This window comes from Mesorhizobium sp. WSM4816 (assembly GCF_055811535.1).
Window position 1 is genome coordinate 113,690 of sequence record NZ_JBVVQR010000011.1, and the last position, 17,148, is coordinate 130,837.

The window sequence follows — 17,148 nt, forward strand, 5'->3', positions numbered from 1 at the left end:
GCTGGTAAAGCTATTTATGGATCGACCTTCCGGCGTCCCCGACGGCCCCATAACTCCCGGCACAGCAGCGCCGCGTAGGCGGTGTTGGTGTCATAGTAGCGGCGCCACAAGCGTCGCGGCTCCTGTGCCACGCGAAACAACCACTCCAGACCGGCCGCTTGAACCAGTTTTGGCGCCCGCGCAACCTTGCCGCCATAGACATCGAAACTGCCGCCCACGCCCATGACGAAACTCGGGGTGAGTTCGTCACGATAGCGCTTGATAAAGCGCTCCTTGCGCGGCGTCGGCATCGCCACCAACAGGCAGTTGGCCCCCGAGGCGTTGATCGCCTCGACGATGCCGGCCTCGTCTTCCGGCTTGAAATAGCCATTGCGCATGCCGGCGACAACGAGACCCGGATAATCCCTGGCAAGTCGCATTCCAACGGCATCGAGAACGGATTGTTCGGCGCCCAGGAGGAAGGGCCTGAAGCCACGCTTCGCGCAGAGGCTCAGCAGATTGATCATGACGTCGACGCCCGCCACCCGCTCCGGCAGCGCGACGCCGCAAAGACGCGCCCCCCAAAGCACGCCGATGCCGTCGACGTTGATCACATCCGCCGTCGCCACATCCTCCCGCAACTCGCTATTGTTGCGCATGTTCACAAGCTTGGCGACATTCACCACCACATGATGCAGCGGCCGCCGCAGGGTCATCGCCTCATCGGCGATGGCCAGCGTCTCGGCCATGGTCAGCGCATGGATCGGCGCGCCGAGGAATTCCCGGCGCCGCGATGCCAACAGGCGATGCTGCGCCCATGCAGGGTCGTGCGCGTTCATGCGGCTTCCTCTGCACTTGCAGGAAGCGCCTCGAGCGCTGATTTCTTGCCTTCGATGCGGGCGTCGGGCTTGCGTGCCTTGCGCCAGGTCCACAAACCCCTGGTGTCGATGAGCTTCTTGTCCTTGAGCGCTTCGGGATCGACCAGATTGAACTGCCGATGGTCGACCAGCAGGACGACGATATCGCACTGGTCGATGGCGGAAAGCGCATCGGTGAAGACGATGCCCTTGCCCTCGAGCTCATGGGGCAGCCTGTGTGCGTTGGGTTCAGCCGCAATGATCCTCAGGTTGGGAATATCCGACAAAAGCTTCACCACCTCGACAGCCGGGCTCTCGCGCATATCGTCGATGTTGGGTTTGAAGCTGAGGCCAAGACAAGCGATCGTCTGCTTGCGGGACGGGTCGAGCAAGGCTTGTATATCCCTGACCACCGACAAGGGACGCTCGGAATTGATCCGGCGCGCCGAAGCCATCAGCCGCGTGCTATTGGGCGCGGCATCGATGATAAAATACGGATCGACGGCAATACAGTGGCCACCGACGCCAGGGCTCGGCTGCAGGATGTTCACGCGGGGGTGCCGGTTGGCGAGATCGATCACCTCCCAGACGTTGAGCGACAAATCCTGGCACACCGCCGCAAGCTCGTTGGCAAAGGCGATGTTGACGTCGCGGAACGCGTTCTCGGTCAGCTTCACCAGTTCCGCGCTTTCGGTCTGGGTCGTGAACAGGTCGCCGGCAACAAAGGTCGAATAGAGTGCGGCGGTGCGTTCGGCCGACTTGCGCGACAGGCCGCCGATCGAGCGATCGTTGTTGATCAGCTCGGTAAGGACCTTTCCCGGCAACACCCGCTCGGGCGAGTAGGCGACCAGGACATCGGCCTGTTCGCCATGCGCGAGAGGAAATTTGAGGTCGGGCCGCAACTCGGCAAGCAGTCCGGTCATGATGCGCGTCGTGCCGACCGGCGATGTCGACTCCAGCACCACAAGATCTCCCCGCTTCAGCACCGAGGCGATGCTTCGTGCCGCCGCGAGCACATAGCTCACGTCAGGCTTGTGGTCCTCGGTCATCGGGGTCGGCACGGCGATGACAAAGGCGTCCGCTGGCTGCGGCGTGCTGAAAGCCCTGAGCTTGCCGTTGGCTACGACCTTCTGGATCAAACCATCGAGGTCCGGCTCGACGATATGGATTTCGCCGCGATTGACCTTCTCGACCACCGCTTCGTTGACGTCGACGCCAATGACGTCGAGCCCGCGACTGGCGAAGATGGCACAGGTCGGAAGGCCGATATAGCCCATGCCGATAACGGAAACGGTCTTGATCTCAGCCATGATGCAGCAGTTCCTCAACGATCCGGTTACTGGCCCGGCCATCGCCATATGGGTTGTGTCGTTCTGCCATGCCGCGATAGGCCGCCTGATCGTCGAGCAGGCTGTTGGCATTCAACAGGATCTTTTGGATATCGGTGCCGACGAGACGGGCGGTGCCCGCCGCGATCCCCTCGGGCCGTTCGGTATTCTCACGCATCACCAGCACCGGCTTGCCGAGCGAAGGCGCTTCTTCCTGCACGCCGCCGCTATCGGTCAGCACCAGATAGCTCTGCTTCTGCAGGAACAGGAACGGCAGATAGTCCTGCGGGTCGACCAGGTGGATGTTGGGCACGCCGCCCAGTTCTGCGTTGACCACCGAGCGCACATTGGGGTTGGGATGGACCGGATAGACGATCTGCACGTCCTCGCGCATTGCCAGCCCCTTCAGCGCCGTGCAGATACGATGGATGCCGCCGTCGAAATTCTCACGACGATGACCGGTGACGAGCACCATTTTCTTGGCCGGATCGAGGAACGGGAAACCGGCGGCGAGTTTTGCGCTCATCAGACTGTCGGCGTCGATCGCGCCGGAAAAATGCAACAGCGTGTCTATCACCGTGTTGCCGGTCACGAAGATGGTGCTCGCAGCCTTTCCTTCGGCGATGAGATTGTCGCGCGCCTGGATGGTCGGCGCGAAATGCCAGGTCGCGATATCGCCGGCAATCTTGCGGTTCAGTTCCTCTGGAAACGGAGAGTTGATATTGTGGCTGCGCAATCCGGCCTCGATATGGGCGACCGGGATGCGCTTGTAGAAGGCAGCCAAAGCCGCAGTCATCGCCGTCGTCGTGTCGCCTTGCACGAGGACGATATCAGGCTTCGCCTGCTCCAGCACTTCGGCCATGCCCAGCAGCACGCGCGAGGTCACGTCGAACAATGTCTGGCCGGGCTGCATGATGTTGAGATCATGATGGACCGGCAGGCCGGTCAGTTCGATGACCTGGTCGACCATCTCGCGATGCTGGCCGGTGATGCATGTCTCGGTGATGAAACCTGGATGGGCAAGCGCGGCACGCACCACCGGAAAGCATTTGAGCGCCTCAGGCCTGGTGCCGAACACGATCAGCAGTTTTTGCCTGGACGGCAGTTTTGGATGTGAAAGGATGTTCATTGCTGATCCTGGTCGCCAGAAGGCGTCGCGACCTGCCGATTATTCGCCACGAGCTATAATAGCGGCAGAAGCCGCCTCCGTGACCTTAAATCTTAATATATGATTAACAGCCAAGCCCACGTCCTCACCGGTAACTCTTATGAAAGCCTGAACCGATAGGTATCCTGGCAGAGTAGTCTTGAAAAAGAATATATTCGATTGACTAATGTTTTAATTATCGGCCACACGGTCGGATCTCGGCGCTGGGAAAATGCGCTTCTGGTGCGGTTGAGCGCAGCCGGTCACGTGGTTTCGAGCGGCCGCGCGCCGACGCCTGCGCCGATTGCACGCGGCCTGGATGTTGTGCTGGCGATCGAGAGCCGGCGCTTCGGTCCCTCATTGGCAAGCCGCTCCGAGCCGTTGCCGTCTGGCGGTTCTGGTCCGGCCGACCTCATAATCGATCTCACCGGCACTGCCGCACGACGTGACGCGCCGGTTCTGACGCTCGAATTTTGCGGCCGCAGCACGTTCCCCGCCGGTGTGGCCGAGATGCTGGCGAGCGGGCGATTGCCCGAACTTGCCGTGCGCCTCGACGGCGTCACAGTTGCCCGGGGCCGACCGATGCTCGGCGACCGGCTCTGGCTGTCTCGCAGCTGCAACGACCTGCTCGCTGGGGCCATCTCGCTGGTCGCGCAAAGCGTCGCCCGTGTTGCCGCGGGCGAACTTGCGCCGATAGCCGATAGCCCGGCGCCGATGCTGAGGAACGGCAGATTTGTCCGGCACTATCTGCCTTTTTTCTGCAAGGGGTTGGTCGATCGCGCCGTGCAAAAACTCAGGCTTGGACGGCGTCCCTTCTATTGGCAGGTTGCCTATCGGCTGATCGACGGGCCAGGTGTCGCCGAAACCGGGCAGCTCGACGGTAAGCCGTTCACCGTCCTGCCGGACGATGGCCAGCGATTCTATGCCGATCCGTTCGTCCTCGAGCGGGATGGCCGCCACTATCTGTTTGTCGAGGAATTTCCCTACGCTACGGGTCGCGGCGTGATTTCTGTCGCCGAACTGGGTGACGACGGCAGCTTCGGCGTGCCGAGAGTGGTGCTGGAGGAAAAGCACCACCTGTCGTATCCGCAGGTGTTCGCACAGGCCGGCGAGATGTTCATGATTCCTGAAAGTGCGGCGGCGCGCGAGCTTGTGCTCTACCGCGCCGCGCAGTTTCCAGATCGCTGGGTACGCGATACCGTGCTGTTGACGGACAAGGATTTCAATGATGCCACGCTGCTCGAATCGGGCGGCCGCTTCTGGCTGTTGGGGACGGAGCGGTTCGGTTATGGCAGCGCGTCGGACACGATGGCGGTCTATTCCGCACCCTCGCTGCGCGGGCCGTGGGTTGCGCACGCGCTCAATCCCATCGCCGTCGATCACTCGGCCGCTCGCCCCGGCGGCGCCTTTATCGGCCACGGTGACGCCCTGGTGCTGCCGGTGCAAAACGGGTCGAGAGCCTATGGCGGCGGTCTCGGGTTGATGCGCCTGGAACGGCTTGACGATTTCGATGTCGGTTTTGCGCCGCCCCGCCCGATCGGCCCGGGGCCGGCATGGGCCCGCACGGGCATTCACACGCTCAACCGCGCAGGCAATGTCGAGGTTGTGGATAGCGCCGGCTGACGCGTCTGGAGCCTGCGCTATCCAGGCCGATTCAGTTTTGGCTCGGATGCCGCCGCGGCCGACAGTATGCTCGCCGGCCCGCTTCGAAACGGGGCGTTTCTATAGGCAAGCAGCAACGCCACGATAATGGTGATCTCCGGCGATTTTGACGAAAGCGCGTTATTCGACAGCGCAGCAAGCAGGAACGTCATAGTGCCGATCCATGCCGGCAGCGGCGCCCCGCGCAGCAACCGGAAAATGAACCAGAATACCAGCCCGATGAAGAGCGCGGCTATCGGCAAGCCGAACAGCATGATGATGACCACCGGCGCGCTCTCGATGTAGGGCAGATGCAACTTCTCGTTGACGATTGCCAACAGGTCGTCGACGTTCATGCCAAACAGGATGTCTTTCCAGCTGACAAGTCCGAACACCTGGTAGATCGTCACCCGCGCCATGAAGTTTTCGTCAAAGATCGTGTTGCCGAATCGGTTCAGCAGCCCGCCCGAAAACAGTAGGGCCACCAGCACTGCGCCGCCCGCCACGGCGAACAGCAGCACGACAGACTTGGCCTGCCGCTGATGCTTGAGGGACAGGCGCGGCCAGGGCACGAACATCAGCAGGATGAGGGTTTCTGCGGCAGCGAGCAACAGGGCGGCGCGAGCGCCTGACGCAGCACAGCCGACGAGCAATACGAAGATCGCCAGCACCCGCACCCATATGCGCCAGTTCGTCAGCGGTACGAACCCGATGACTGTGGCGCAGAGCGCGCCCAGGGCCAGCGGGTGCGCCGATAGCCCGATCGGCCTGAACTGCAGTTCGTTGAGACCGTAGGGCAGAAATCGATGTTGAGTCACCGCTTCGATCGTGCCCATCACAGCGCTGAGGACCACCATCCCAATCACGAGGTCGCCCAAGGCACGCCGCACTTGCGCGTTCAGGGCCAGCATCAACAGGCCTGCGGCGCCCGCCACCAGATAGGTATCGATGATAAACCCGGAGGAGCCGGCACGGCCAGTGATGAACAGATACGGCACCAGCGCGAAAATCACTGCAGAATAGAGCAGCAAAGCCTTGAAGATTCCAATTTCGTCGCCTTGCAGCAGAAACGGTCGGCTGAAAAGGACGACAGGAAGCAGCAGGAAGATAGCATAGGTGCCGACATGCAGTTTCTCGTAGAACGAACCGCCGTCGGCGGTATAGTCGACGACCATGTTCATGATCTGCGGTGAGACCGTGAAGCGGAGCAAGAACGCCAACGCAGCGCACAGGAAAAACAGCAGCGACAGCGCGTTCTGACGGCGCGCCTGGCTGGATCGTTCCGATACGGCAGCGGGATAGCTCATGGCCGATCCAAGTGAAGGTATTCAAACGCCATTCTGGCCAACGAGATCCATTCAAGGGACGGCTGAACGGACGTGGTGCGTGACTCGGCAAAATATGCCAACTTGGAAAATGACATGTTAACGATCTTTCTGTAGTGCTGGTCCGCGTAGCGAATAACCAGAGTTAGCACCATGTCCGCCGCTTCCGGCACAACCCCTCCCTCTGCAGCGGGTTCCGACGTCAGCGCGTTCGAGCGGATCGCCAATGCGCGGCGCGCCAGCAGGGCAAGGCTGCAACAGGATGCTCCGGTCATGGCACGCCCCCCTGCCCCTGTCACTCCGCCCACGCCCGAGCCTGTCCCAGCGGTGACGCTCGACAAGATCGGCGATTTCCTCGAGCTCGATTTTCGACGCCTGTTTGTCTGGCTGCGTGCCGGGCTCGTCTGGGCATTGATGCTGGCAGTAGCCGGCGGCGTCATCGGCGCCGCCTACGGGTTGCTGAGCAAACAGCGTTATACCGTTACGACGGAAATCCTCATCAATCCTGCCAATTTGCAGGTTGTGGAAAACGATGTCTACTCGCAACCGGGCCAGGTCGACAGCCAAATACTGAACGCGCGCAGCAAGCAGCGCATCTTGACCTCCGGCAACGTGCTTGCACGTGTGGTGGACGAACTCGGTCTCGCCAATGATCCGGAGTTTTTCGATCCGGACCAGACCGCTTCCACCTCTGGTGCTGCAGCGAGTGGCGGCAAGTCCGATCCGAAGCTTATCGCCCAGAAAAGCCTGGCGCAGCGGGTCAGCGTCGCTGCAGATGAAACCTCGTTCGTCACAACCCTTGCGGTATCGGCAGAAACCACCGGCAAGGCGATCCTGATCTCGCAAGCCATGGTGAAGGCTTTCCAGGAAGAACTGGCCAAGTCCGAAGCTGCTGGCGCCGGCCGTGCCGCAGCTGCTCTTGAGGGCCGGCTCGGCCAACTCAAGCGCGACGTGCAGGCAGCCGAAGAGAAGGTCGAGAGCTACAGGCGCAGCCACAATTTGTCGGCCAGCAATGGCCAGCTTGTCAGTTCGCAGACGATGACGCAGCTCAATAGCGAAATTGGCGAGGCGCAATCGCGCGTCATCGCGGCGCAGGCAAGTTACGACGCCTTGGTTGCTTCCGGTGTCAATGGGGCCAATCCTGACCCCGCGGTTTCGGCAGCACTCTCAGTGTTGCGCGACAAGGCGAATGGCTTGCGGCAGCAGATCGATTCTCAGTCCATGACCTATGGTCCGCGCCACCCGACGATCGTCCGGCTCAGGACAGAATTCGAAACCGTCAGTTCTCAACTCAGGGCGGAGTTCTCGCGCACGGTCGGCACGGCAAAAGCCAACCTGGACAAGGCCAACGCCTCGTTGGCTTCTCTCACCGCCAGGATGAACGATCTGAAGAACAACGTTTTCACCGACAGCGAGTCCCAGGTCGCCCTGCGTGAGCTTGAACGCGACGCCGCCTCGAGAAGGGCGGTTTATGAAAGCTTCCTGTCTCGCGCGCGCCAAATCACCGAGCGCGAGCAGATCGACACCACCAATGTGCAGGTGATTTCCACCGCCGTGCCGCCACCGGGGCGCTCGTGGCCGCCCCGCACCCCTGTGACGGCAGGCCTGGGAGCTTTCGCCGGCTTTGCTCTGGGCATGCTGCTGGCCATTGCCATGGGTATCGTTCGCGACATGCGCCAGCCGCCGAACCGATCAGGCATCGGCGTCAGCCGAGCCTGAAATCCAGGCATGGCGAAGCGCATTGTCTTTCACATCGCCAGTCTCAGGGGCGGCGGCGCCGAGCGTGTCTTCGTCCTCATGGCAAACGAATTGGCATCGCGTGGGCACGATGTCACCCTTTTTACCTGGAACGCGCAAGGACCCAACGCCGCGCTGCGCTCCCCCGCCGTGCATCTGGTCGATTTCGACCTTCCCATCCGGGGCGAGGGTTACGGCAAGTGGGAGACGCTGAAAGGCATCGTGCGAAGCGCAGGTTTGTTCAGCCGCCTTGCTCCGCATGCGGTCTACAGCGCCCCGGAATTTGCCAATCTGGTCGTGGCGCTGGCGCTTCTCCTGGCGCGAAGCCGGGCGCGGTTCTTTCCAAGCTTCCACGCAGCCGCCTCACTGCCTTCCAGCAGTCTCGGCGCGAGAATAGCGGTCTGGCTTTCCGCGCTAGTTGCAGCGCGCGCAACCAAAGCCATCGCCGTCTCAGCGGGTGTCGGCCGCGACATTGCGGCCCGCGGCTTTCCCAAATCCAAAATTGTCGTCATCAACAATCCGCTGCCGCCGGTTGCGACGCTCGAACAAGATTCCCATGCATGGCAGGCACAGCTGGCGACGATGAGCGATGGCCCGGTCATCGCCACCGCCGGGCGCCTGGTGCCGGTCAAGGACCATCGGACCCTGCTGCGGGCTTTCGCTATCCTGCGCGCCGGCCGCCGCGCTCGACTTGTCATCTTCGGCGAAGGTCCGCTGGCTGCCGAGTTGCGCGCCTATGCCGAGGAAACCGGTATCGGCGCGGACGTGCTCTTTGCTGGCTACGTCAACGACCCAGCCGCCTGTTATGCCGCAGCCGATCTGTTCGTGCTTTCCTCGACGAGCGAAGGCTTTGGCAATGTGCTGGTCGAGGCCATGGCTGCGGGAGTCCCGGTAGTCTCCACAGATGCGCCACATGGCCCGCGCGAGATTCTCGGTGACGGTCGTTTCGGCGCCCTGGTGCCGGTCGGCAATGCCGCGGCTATGGCAAAGGCGATTGCTGATATGCTGGACAACCCCACTTCTGCCACCACCCTGAAAAGCAGGGCAGCGGATTTCGAAGTTGAAAAGATCGGCGATCTGTACGAAGCACTGCTCTAATGCATGTCGCCCAAAAGCATGCCCCCGGGCCTGACCCGAGGGTGCGCAGCGGTTTTTAACGGAGTGCTTGAATGAGACATGTGTGGCGTTGGTTCGGCCCGGTCGACAAGGTGACCATCGCGGACGCGCGTCAAGCCGGGGCGCAAGGCATCGTCACGGCCCTTCACCACGTTCCTCACGGCGCCGTCTGGCTGCCCGCCGAAATCGAAAGGCGTCAGCGCGAAGTCGCATCCTTGCCGGATGGAAGCGCAAGCGAACTGAGCTGGGAGATTGTCGAAAGCCTGCCGGTTTCCGAAGCGATCAAGACGCAGGTCGGCGAATGGCGCAGCCATCTAGCCAACTACAGGACATCGCTGGAAAACCTGGCGCGAGCCGGCATTTCGGTCATCTGCTACAATTTCATGCCCGTGCTCGATTGGACCCGCACCGATCTTGCCTGGCGCCTGCCGCATGGCGGCACCACCATGCGCTTCGATCTGATCGACTTCGCCGCATTCGACATCCATATCCTGAAACGCCAGGCGGCGCTCGGCGACTACACACCGGAGATCGCCGCCGAGGCGGAGCGCCGATATGCGCAAATGGATGACCGTGCGCGCAAGGTTCTGGCAAGAAGCGTCAATTCCGGCCTGCCCGGCTCGACCGAAGACACGTCTCTCGACGGTCTCGCGGCTCAACTGTCAAATTATGACCGCATCGACGCAACCGCCCTGCGCCGGCATTTCGTCGATTTCCTGGCGGAGGTCGTGCCCACGGCCGAACGCCTCGGCCTGCGACTCTGCTGTCACCCCGATGATCCGCCGTTTCCGCTGCTCGGCCTGGCGCGCATCATGTCGACCGAGGCCGACTACAGCTACGTTCTGGACGCAGTCGACAGCCCGGCCAACGGCGCGACGCTGTGCACCGGATCGCTCGGCGCAAGGCCCGATAATGATCTGCCCGGCATGATCGAGCGGATGGGGCCAAAAATCCATTTCGCCCATCTGCGCAATGTGCGCAAGGAAGCGGCCAGCACCCCCTGCTCGTTCCACGAGGACGAGCACCTTGCCGGCGACACCGACATGGTGGCGGTGGTGGCGGCGCTGCTCCACGAGGAAGCGCGGCGCAAAGTGGAAGGCCGCCCGGACGCCGTCATCCCGATGCGCCCCGACCACGGCCAGGATATCCTCGATGACCTGACGCGCGGGGCGCAGCCCGGCTATCCGGCCATCGGTCGGCTCAAGGGATTGGCCGAGCTTCGCGGCGTCGAACATGCGATTCGCAGATCGACATCAGGAGAGCCGCTCTCCACTTATCTCGCATAATCCAGAGGAAAGGCGTAAGGCCGGTCCGCGACCTGTGCTCGTTAAACTGCCATCGTTCGACCGCTGCGCGTCCCGCAGTCCGCCTCCGGCTCGATGGCACCTTTTCACCCATTTGCGCGGACTTGTGTATAATAGCACCATGCGGCTTGAGTCCGATTGCAATCCGCTAGGTTACGCTGGTTATTGGTCCACCCGCAGCCGGTGTTGAGAAGAACTCCTGGAGGCGGTTGGGAATTCATATCCTGGGAGGAAATTGAGATGAGAAGATTCGCCGCCGCTCTGGCCGCCGCCGCCGCCGTCACGCTGTATTCGTTCGCCGCGGGCGCGCAAACCTATCCCGAACGCACCATCACCGTGGTGGTGCCGTTTTCGGCCGGCGGCCCGACCGACACGGTCACACGCCTCGTCGCGGAAGCCATGTCGAAGGATCTTGGCCAGCAGATCATCGTCGAGAATGTCGGCGGCGCCGGCGGCACACTGGGCGCCGGTCGCGTCGCGAGCGCCGAGCCGGACGGCTATACGCTGCTCCTCCATCATATCGGCATGGCGACCAGCGCCACGCTGTACAGAAAGCTCGCATACGACACGCTGAACAGCTTCGAATATGTCGGCCTCGTCACCGAGGTGCCGATGACCGTCGTCGGCCGCAAGGACCTCGAGCCGACCGACCTGAAGGGGCTGGTCGACTACGCCAAGGCCAACAAGGATACCGTCACCGTCGCCAATGCCGGCATAGGCGCGGCCTCGCATCTGTGCGGCATGCTGTTCATGAGCGCGATCGGTACGCCGCTGGTCACCGTGCCCTACAAGGGCACCGGACCAGCCATGACCGACCTTCTCGGCGGCCAGGTCGACATCATGTGCGATCAGTCGACCAACACCACCAAGCAGATCCAGGGCGGCACGATCAAGGTTTACGCCGTCACCTCGGCTGAACGCCTCGATGTTCTGCCGGACGTTCCGACGACGACGGAAGCCGGTCTCCCGGAAGTGCAGGTCGGCATCTGGCACGGCCTCTACGCGCCCAAGGGCACGCCGGCAGAGGTCACCGAACGCCTGTCGAAGTCGCTTCAGGTCGCGCTGAAGGACCCGAATGTCGTCGCCCGCTTCGCCGAACTCGGCACCAAGCCATCGCCTGAAGCTGATGCGACTCCGGCCGCGCTGAAGGCCAAGCTGGAGGGCGAGATCGCGCGCTGGAAGCCGATCATCGAAGCCGCCGGCCAGTACGCCGACTGAGATTTTGAACGGGGCGCCCACCAGCGCCCCGTTTTTTTCACACCGGCCCCATTTTCACACCGGCATCGGCGCGCCCGCGGCGCGGGCCTGGGAGGACGTCATGAAACCCTTCACAATCGACACGACCAACGGCATATGCGCCGCGCTGTTCATCTTTCTCGGCGGATTTTTCGCGCTGCAGTCGCTCGACCTCGAAATCGGCACCGCCTTCCGCATGGGACCGGGCTATTTCCCGCTGGTCCTGGCAATCGTTTTGATCCTGCTTGGCGCCGTCATCCTCGTCGAAGCGGTGCGCTTCGAGAGCGAGCCGATCGGCCATGTAGCCTGGCGCGGCATGCTGTTCATCCTGCCTGCCCCGATCTTCTTCGGCCTGACCGTGCGCGGCCTCGGCTTCCTCCCCTCGATCTTCCTGACGGCGCTGATTGCATCCTTTGCCAGCGGTCGCATGAGGCCGCTGACCGCGCTCGTGCTCTCCGCCGGCCTGACGCTGTTTGCGTTCCTCGTCTTCAGCTATGCGCTCGGCCTGCCGTTCCGGCGCTTCGGCCCGTGGCTGCAGTTTTGAGGAGATGAACATGGAACTCCTCGACAACCTCGCGCTCGGTTTTTCGACGGCCTCGTCGCTGGCAAATCTCGGTTTCTGCCTGATCGGCGTCCTTCTCGGCACACTGATCGGCGTTTTGCCCGGTATCGGCGCCACCGCCACCATCGCCATGCTGTTGCCGATCACCTTCCAGATCGGCGACCCGGTTTCCTCCCTTATCATGCTCGCCGGCATCTATTACGGCGCGCAATATGGCGGCTCGACCACCGCCATCCTCATCAACATGCCCGGCGAATCCTCGTCGGCCGTCACCGCCATCGACGGCTACCAGATGGCCAAGAACGGCCGCGCCGGGGCGGCACTCGCCATCGCGGCGATAGGCTCGTTCTTCGCCGGCACGGTGTCGACCTTCCTCGTCGCCGTCTTTGCCCCGCCGCTGACGGCGATCGCGCTGGAATTCGGCGCGGCCGAGTATTTCTCGCTGATGATCGTCGGCCTCGTCTCGTCCGTCGCGCTCGCCCACGGCTCGATTGTCAAGGCGCTGGCGATGGTCGTGCTTGGCCTGCTGCTCGGCATCGTCGGCACCGACATCTACACCGGCACGCCGCGCTTCACGCTCGGCATCCGCGAATATGCCGACGGGCTGAATTTCGTCGCGGTGGCGGTCGGCGTCTTCGGCGTCGCCGAGATCCTGCGCAACCTCGAAAACGAGCACGAGCGCTCGGTGATGATCCGAAGCGTCTCCGGCCTGATGCCGACCCGCGACGACTTTCGCCGCATGGCGGCGCCGATCGTGCGCGGAACCATCATCGGTTCGGCGCTCGGCATCCTGCCGGGAGGCGGCGCGATCCTTGCAGCCTTTGCCTCCTACACGGTCGAAAAACGCATCTCGAAAAACCCCGGGGAATTCGGCAAGGGCGCCGTCGAAGGCGTCGCCGGACCGGAATCGGCCAACAATGCCGGTGCGCAGACCTCCTTCATCCCGATGCTGACGCTCGGCATTCCGGCCAACCCGGTCATGGCGCTGATGATCGGCGCGATGATCATCCAGGGCATCGTGCCCGGCCCCAATGTCGCGATCGAACAGCCGGCGCTGTTTTGGGGCATCATCGCCTCGATGTGGATCGGCAATCTGATGCTGATCATCTTGAACCTGCCGCTGATCGGGCTTTGGGTGAAACTCCTGACGATCCCCTACTACGTGCTCTTCCCGATCATCATGGCGTTCTGCTCGATCGGCGTTTACAGCGTCAACACCAACATCTACGACCTCTACGCCGTCGCCTTCTTCGGCTTGCTCGGCTATCTCCTGACCAAGCTGCGCTGCGAACCGGCGCCGCTGCTGCTCGGCTTCGTGCTCGGCCCGCTGCTCGAGGAAAACCTGCGCCGCGCCATGATTCTCGCGCGCGGCGACCCGACCACCTTCGTGACGAGGCCGATCAGCGCCGGCCTGCTGTTCATCGCCTTCGCTGTGCTCGTCATCGTCTTCCTGCCGGCGGTCAAGAAGAAGCGCGAAGAGGTGTTCGTGGAGGAGAATTAATATATGTCACGCAAAAGCATGCCCTTGGGCCTGACCCAGGGCCTGACCCGAGGGTACGCAGCGGTTTTGCGACAACGACATCCATAAAAACAAGAACTTAAGTCACGCGGCCGCCTGTCCAAGGCCGCGGCTGCCGATGCTGGCTCCGGTTTCCGCATCGAACAGAAAGACGGCAGCATCCTGGAAGGTGATGCCGATCGGCTCATCCATATCGTAGTGCGCCGATTTATCGGCCTTGACGGTTACGGTGGCCCCACCGAACTGGCAGGTGATCAAGGTATGATCGCCGATCAGTTCCACGGCATAGACTCGCGCCGCAATCTTGCCCTCCGATGGCGCCGTGACCCGGCAATCCTCGGGCCGGAGGCCGGCAGTGACCTTCTTACGGCTTTCGGCAACGCTGGTCGCAAATCGCCCTTCCGCGCAGGCGAAGCTACCCTCGACCAGCTCACCGTGGAGAAAATTCATCGGCGGCGAGCCGATGAAGCCGGCGACGAACAGGTTCGCCGGATCGTCGTAGATCTGACGGGGCGTCGCGATCTGCTGCACGACGCCGCGGTTCATGATGGCAACACGGTGCGCCAAGGTCATGGCCTCGATCTGATCGTGAGTGACGTAGATCGTCGTCACGCCCAGATCGGCCTGCAGGCGTTTCAGTTCCGAGCGCATGTGGCCGCGCAGCTTGGCGTCGAGATTGGAGAGCGGCTCGTCCATCAGGAAGACGCTCGGCCGCCGCACCATGGCGCGGGCGAGCGCGATGCGTTGCCGCTGACCGCCGGAAAGCTGCCGCGGATAGCGGTGGAGGAACTCCTCGAGATGCACCTTGACGGCGGCACTGCGCACGGCGGCGTCGCGCTCAGTGCGCGGCACGCCACGAAGCTTCAGCGGATATGCGATGTTCTCGGCAACCGTCATGTGCGGATAGAGCGCGTAGGACTGGAACACCATCGCCACATCGCGATATTTGGGCAGCACGTGGGTGACGTCGCGGTCGCCGATGAGGACGCGGCCGGAACTCACCGATTCAAGCCCGGCCACCATGCGCAGCGCTGTCGTCTTGCCGCAGCCTGAAGGGCCGAGCAGCACCAGGAACTCGCCGTCCTCGATCTCCAGGTCGAGCCCTTTGACCACCTCGACCGCGCCGAAGGACTTGTAGATATGGGACAGGGTGACCCGCATATTGACTAGCCCTTCACTGCGCCGACCAGCAGCCCGCGCGCGATGTGCTTCTGCAGGATGCTGGAGATGATGATCACGGGGGCGATCATCACGGTGATCAACACCGACATGTTCCACCATTGCGGCCCACGGGTCGTGTTCTGTGCCGATACCAGCACCGGCATGGTCTGCGCATCGGCATTGGAGAGGAAGAGGGCCAGCAGATACTCGTTCCAGGCAAGGATCAGCACCAGCAGGAAGGTCGCGACCAGGCCGGACCGCACCAGCGGCAGCGCGATGGTGAAGAAAACGCGGAACTTGGAGGCGCCGTCTATTTGTGCGCTCTCCTCGAGGTCGAGCGGAATGCCGGCGAAGAAATCGCGCGTCAGCCACACCACGATCGGCAGGTTGATGGCGGTGTAGGTGGCGATCAGCGCCACCTGCGTGTCAAGCAGGCGCATCTGCTGGAACATCACGTAGATCGGCAATACGGCGACGATCGGCGGCATGATGCGGTTCGAGATGATCCAGAACTCAATGTCGCTGTTGCCGACCGCAAGCTTCGTGCGTCCAGCGAGCGTGAACAGCGCAATGACGAAGAGGGCTGCCGCCACGACAATAGCGATCTCCCACCGCACGCCGAAAGTGGCCACCGCCACGATGATTGCAGTGAGCAGGATCAAGAAGATTGCAACGGCGGCGAGTTTCACCTGGAAGCGGATACGCACGAGCGCGTAGGCCGCCAGCGAGCCGATCAGGACTGCGAGCAGCGTGCTGGCGACCGCGACAACGACCGAATTCATGTAAGGGCGCAGCGTGTAATTCTGCACCAGCATGAAGTCCCATGCCTGAAGCGAAGGGGCAAAGTCGATGAACGGGAGATAGAACGGCCCGTTGTCGACCTCGCCAGCCCCCTTGAAGGACGTGATGAACACCCAGTAGAGAGGAATCACCACAACCAGCGTCCACAGGAACAGCAGCACATAGGTCACCACCCTGGCGACCGGCGCCTGGCTGTCGATCGAGGTCGGCTCGAACAGCCGGCGCGCCAGCGAGCGCGGCTCGGTGCTCATGCTTCGAACCGGCGCGCCGGCCGGACCACGAAGTTGAAGAACGAGACGCATACGATGGTCGAGATGAAGAGCAGCATGTAGCCGATAGCGGCCGAGCCGCCGAGATCCTGGGTGCGCCAGGAAATGAAGGAATGGAGCGTCATCGATTCCGTCGCCAGGCCAGGACCGCCGCCGGTGAGCACGTTCGGCAGATCGATGATCTTGAAAGCCTCGATGAGCCGGATCAGCACGACGGTAGCGGCAATCGGCGCGATCGCTGGCCAGGTAATGTCGCGAAAAATCTGGAAGCCGTTGGCGCCGTCGAGCCGCGCCGCCTCGACCTGATCGCGCGGCTGGTTTTCGATGGCCGCCAGCAGCACGATGAACATGAACGGCGTCCACTGCCAGGTGTCGCCGACCAACACCATCAGCCGCGCCGACCAGGCCTCCGTCGCCCACGACCACTCGCTGATGCCGAAAGCGCGCACGAGCGGTGCGAAGGGCCCCTTCTGCATGTCGGCGAGCATGCGGAACGTGTAGGCGATGCCGACCGGGGTTACCATCAGCGGGATGAAGAAGAGGACGCGAAAGAAATTCCGGCCGCGGATCGGCTGGCCGCACAGCAGCGCGAGGCCCAGCCCCAGTGCGAACTGCACGGACACGCCGACGAACACGTAGAGAAGCGTGTTGACGACAGTCCCCGGCACGCCGCCCGGCGCCATGGTGGCCAGCGCAAGAACCGCCAGGCCCATCGCCATCGAGGTCGCCAGAAGCCGACCAACCGTGCCGACGACGGTCGGCCTGCCACGCAACAAGTAGCGGGCGAGGAGGAAAAACAGCCCTGCCGCGATCAAGGCCAGCAAAGCGAATTGGACAAAGCCGAACGTGCCGAACTTACCGAGCAGGTGATACTGCTGCGAGCCGACCAGCAGCTTGCGGAAGTTCAAAAGTCCGATGAATTTCAACGTGAATCCGCCCGACGCGAGCGCAAAGCGCGAAAGCGCGAGATAGGCCGAGATGATGAGCGGAAAAATTGCGAAGCAGAGAAGCACGACGACGGCTGGCAGCACCATGATCCGGCCTGAGTGACCGTCCAGCCATTCGGCCCAGCTGCGGCGGTCGGCAGCGTCTGGCATCGTGTCGGTTGCGGTCATCATACCCTGAGAAAGTGGGGCAGGCATCAGACCCGGCGCGGACGATGCCAC

The 17,148-nt window shown here is 62.6% G+C and carries 15 protein-coding genes; 7 read left to right on the plus strand and 8 right to left on the minus strand.

Annotated features, from left to right (window positions below):
• Positions 1 to 14: 14 nt before the first annotated feature.
• Genes AC0L3H_RS14835 through wecB form a run of 3 tightly spaced genes read right to left on the minus strand, consistent with a single transcriptional unit; the run spans position 15 to position 3,293 of the window.
• Complete coding sequence (locus tag AC0L3H_RS14835) at positions 15 to 818, minus strand: WecB/TagA/CpsF family glycosyltransferase (protein ID WP_473513391.1); 804 nt, start codon at positions 816 to 818, stop codon at positions 15 to 17.
• Positions 815 to 2,146 carry a UDP-N-acetyl-D-mannosamine dehydrogenase gene (gene wecC, locus AC0L3H_RS14840; RefSeq protein WP_473585956.1) on the minus strand — a complete coding sequence of 444 codons (1,332 nt, stop codon included), beginning with the start codon at positions 2,144 to 2,146 and terminating at the stop codon, positions 815 to 817. Before wecC ends, AC0L3H_RS14835 begins: the two co-directional genes overlap by 4 nt.
• Positions 2,139 to 3,293 (minus strand): non-hydrolyzing UDP-N-acetylglucosamine 2-epimerase, encoded by a 1,155-nt coding sequence (gene wecB / locus AC0L3H_RS14845; RefSeq protein ID WP_091596635.1) that lies wholly within the window; start codon positions 3,291 to 3,293, stop codon positions 2,139 to 2,141. Before wecB ends, wecC begins: the two co-directional genes overlap by 8 nt.
• Before the next feature lie 198 nt (positions 3,294 to 3,491).
• Here wecB and AC0L3H_RS14850 point away from each other — a divergent pair, with 198 nt between their 5' ends.
• On the plus strand, positions 3,492 to 4,934 hold the full coding sequence (locus tag AC0L3H_RS14850) for a glucosamine inositolphosphorylceramide transferase family protein (RefSeq protein ID WP_473585957.1): 1,443 nt from the start codon (positions 3,492 to 3,494) through the stop codon (positions 4,932 to 4,934).
• Positions 4,935 to 4,951: 17 nt separating this feature from the next.
• Here the strand turns inward: AC0L3H_RS14850 and AC0L3H_RS14855 are convergent, their stop codons facing one another.
• Positions 4,952 to 6,259 carry a VpsF family polysaccharide biosynthesis protein gene (locus AC0L3H_RS14855; RefSeq protein ID WP_473585958.1) on the minus strand — a complete coding sequence of 436 codons (1,308 nt, stop codon included), beginning with the start codon at positions 6,257 to 6,259 and terminating at the stop codon, positions 4,952 to 4,954.
• Complete coding sequence (locus tag AC0L3H_RS14860; protein WP_473520916.1) at positions 6,256 to 6,552, minus strand: hypothetical protein; 297 nt, start codon at positions 6,550 to 6,552, stop codon at positions 6,256 to 6,258. The genes AC0L3H_RS14855 and AC0L3H_RS14860 overlap by 4 nt, the downstream gene beginning before the upstream one ends.
• Between AC0L3H_RS14860 and AC0L3H_RS14865 the strand changes: the two genes are divergently transcribed.
• The 6 genes from AC0L3H_RS14865 to AC0L3H_RS14890 all read left to right on the plus strand — a co-directional run bounded on the left by AC0L3H_RS14865 (position 6,551) and on the right by AC0L3H_RS14890 (position 13,733).
• Positions 6,551 to 7,996 carry a GumC family protein gene (locus AC0L3H_RS14865; protein ID WP_473585959.1) on the plus strand — a complete coding sequence of 482 codons (1,446 nt, stop codon included), beginning with the start codon at positions 6,551 to 6,553 and terminating at the stop codon, positions 7,994 to 7,996. The genes AC0L3H_RS14860 and AC0L3H_RS14865 overlap by 2 nt on opposite strands.
• A 9-nt stretch (positions 7,997 to 8,005) precedes the next feature.
• Positions 8,006 to 9,112 carry a glycosyltransferase gene (locus AC0L3H_RS14870; RefSeq protein WP_473585960.1) on the plus strand — a complete coding sequence of 369 codons (1,107 nt, stop codon included), beginning with the start codon at positions 8,006 to 8,008 and terminating at the stop codon, positions 9,110 to 9,112.
• A 71-nt stretch (positions 9,113 to 9,183) separates the two neighbouring features.
• Complete coding sequence (gene uxuA, locus AC0L3H_RS14875) at positions 9,184 to 10,416, plus strand: mannonate dehydratase (protein WP_473585961.1); 1,233 nt, start codon at positions 9,184 to 9,186, stop codon at positions 10,414 to 10,416.
• Between the two features lie 258 nt (positions 10,417 to 10,674).
• Positions 10,675 to 11,652 (plus strand): tripartite tricarboxylate transporter substrate-binding protein, encoded by a 978-nt coding sequence (locus AC0L3H_RS14880; protein ID WP_287070252.1) that lies wholly within the window; start codon positions 10,675 to 10,677, stop codon positions 11,650 to 11,652.
• 100 nt (positions 11,653 to 11,752) lie between these two features.
• Positions 11,753 to 12,214: a tripartite tricarboxylate transporter TctB family protein gene (locus tag AC0L3H_RS14885; RefSeq protein ID WP_023797766.1), complete on the plus strand. Its 462-nt coding sequence runs from the start codon at positions 11,753 to 11,755 to the stop codon at positions 12,212 to 12,214.
• 10 nt (positions 12,215 to 12,224) lie between these two features.
• Positions 12,225 to 13,733, plus strand: coding sequence for a tripartite tricarboxylate transporter permease (locus AC0L3H_RS14890; protein WP_027151366.1), 1,509 nt, complete (start codon positions 12,225 to 12,227; stop codon positions 13,731 to 13,733).
• A gap of 102 nt (positions 13,734 to 13,835) precedes the next feature.
• On the opposite strand, the gene AC0L3H_RS14895 is transcribed toward AC0L3H_RS14890, so the two are convergent.
• Genes AC0L3H_RS14895 through AC0L3H_RS14905 form a run of 3 tightly spaced genes read right to left on the minus strand, consistent with a single transcriptional unit; the run spans position 13,836 to position 17,097 of the window.
• A complete protein-coding gene (locus tag AC0L3H_RS14895; protein ID WP_473585962.1) occupies positions 13,836 to 14,912 on the minus strand; it encodes an ABC transporter ATP-binding protein in 1,077 nt (358 codons plus the stop codon).
• A gap of 5 nt (positions 14,913 to 14,917) precedes the next feature.
• Positions 14,918 to 15,964, minus strand: coding sequence for a carbohydrate ABC transporter permease (locus tag AC0L3H_RS14900; RefSeq protein ID WP_473585963.1), 1,047 nt, complete (start codon positions 15,962 to 15,964; stop codon positions 14,918 to 14,920).
• Positions 15,961 to 17,097: a carbohydrate ABC transporter permease gene (locus tag AC0L3H_RS14905; protein WP_473490764.1), complete on the minus strand. Its 1,137-nt coding sequence runs from the start codon at positions 17,095 to 17,097 to the stop codon at positions 15,961 to 15,963. The genes AC0L3H_RS14900 and AC0L3H_RS14905 overlap by 4 nt, the downstream gene beginning before the upstream one ends.
• Between the last annotated feature and the right edge of the window lie 51 nt (positions 17,098 to 17,148).

Coding starts and splice junctions, on each gene's coding strand:
- AC0L3H_RS14835 (WP_473513391.1), bottom strand. CDS start 818: ATGAACGCGCACGACCCTGCATGGGCGCAGCATCGCCTGTTGGCATCG.
- wecC (WP_473585956.1), bottom strand. CDS start 2,146: ATGGCTGAGATCAAGACCGTTTCCGTTATCGGCATGGGCTATATCGGC.
- wecB (WP_091596635.1), bottom strand. CDS start 3,293: ATGAACATCCTTTCACATCCAAAACTGCCGTCCAGGCAAAAACTGCTG.
- AC0L3H_RS14855 (WP_473585958.1), bottom strand. CDS start 6,259: ATGAGCTATCCCGCTGCCGTATCGGAACGATCCAGCCAGGCGCGCCGT.
- AC0L3H_RS14865 (WP_473585959.1), top strand. CDS start 6,551: ATGGCACGCCCCCCTGCCCCTGTCACTCCGCCCACGCCCGAGCCTGTC.
- AC0L3H_RS14860 (WP_473520916.1), bottom strand. CDS start 6,552: ATGACCGGAGCATCCTGTTGCAGCCTTGCCCTGCTGGCGCGCCGCGCA.
- AC0L3H_RS14870 (WP_473585960.1), top strand. CDS start 8,006: ATGGCGAAGCGCATTGTCTTTCACATCGCCAGTCTCAGGGGCGGCGGC.
- uxuA (WP_473585961.1), top strand. CDS start 9,184: ATGAGACATGTGTGGCGTTGGTTCGGCCCGGTCGACAAGGTGACCATC.
- AC0L3H_RS14880 (WP_287070252.1), top strand. CDS start 10,675: ATGAGAAGATTCGCCGCCGCTCTGGCCGCCGCCGCCGCCGTCACGCTG.
- AC0L3H_RS14885 (WP_023797766.1), top strand. CDS start 11,753: ATGAAACCCTTCACAATCGACACGACCAACGGCATATGCGCCGCGCTG.
- AC0L3H_RS14890 (WP_027151366.1), top strand. CDS start 12,225: ATGGAACTCCTCGACAACCTCGCGCTCGGTTTTTCGACGGCCTCGTCG.
- AC0L3H_RS14895 (WP_473585962.1), bottom strand. CDS start 14,912: ATGCGGGTCACCCTGTCCCATATCTACAAGTCCTTCGGCGCGGTCGAG.
- AC0L3H_RS14900 (WP_473585963.1), bottom strand. CDS start 15,964: ATGAGCACCGAGCCGCGCTCGCTGGCGCGCCGGCTGTTCGAGCCGACC.
- AC0L3H_RS14905 (WP_473490764.1), bottom strand. CDS start 17,097: ATGACCGCAACCGACACGATGCCAGACGCTGCCGACCGCCGCAGCTGG.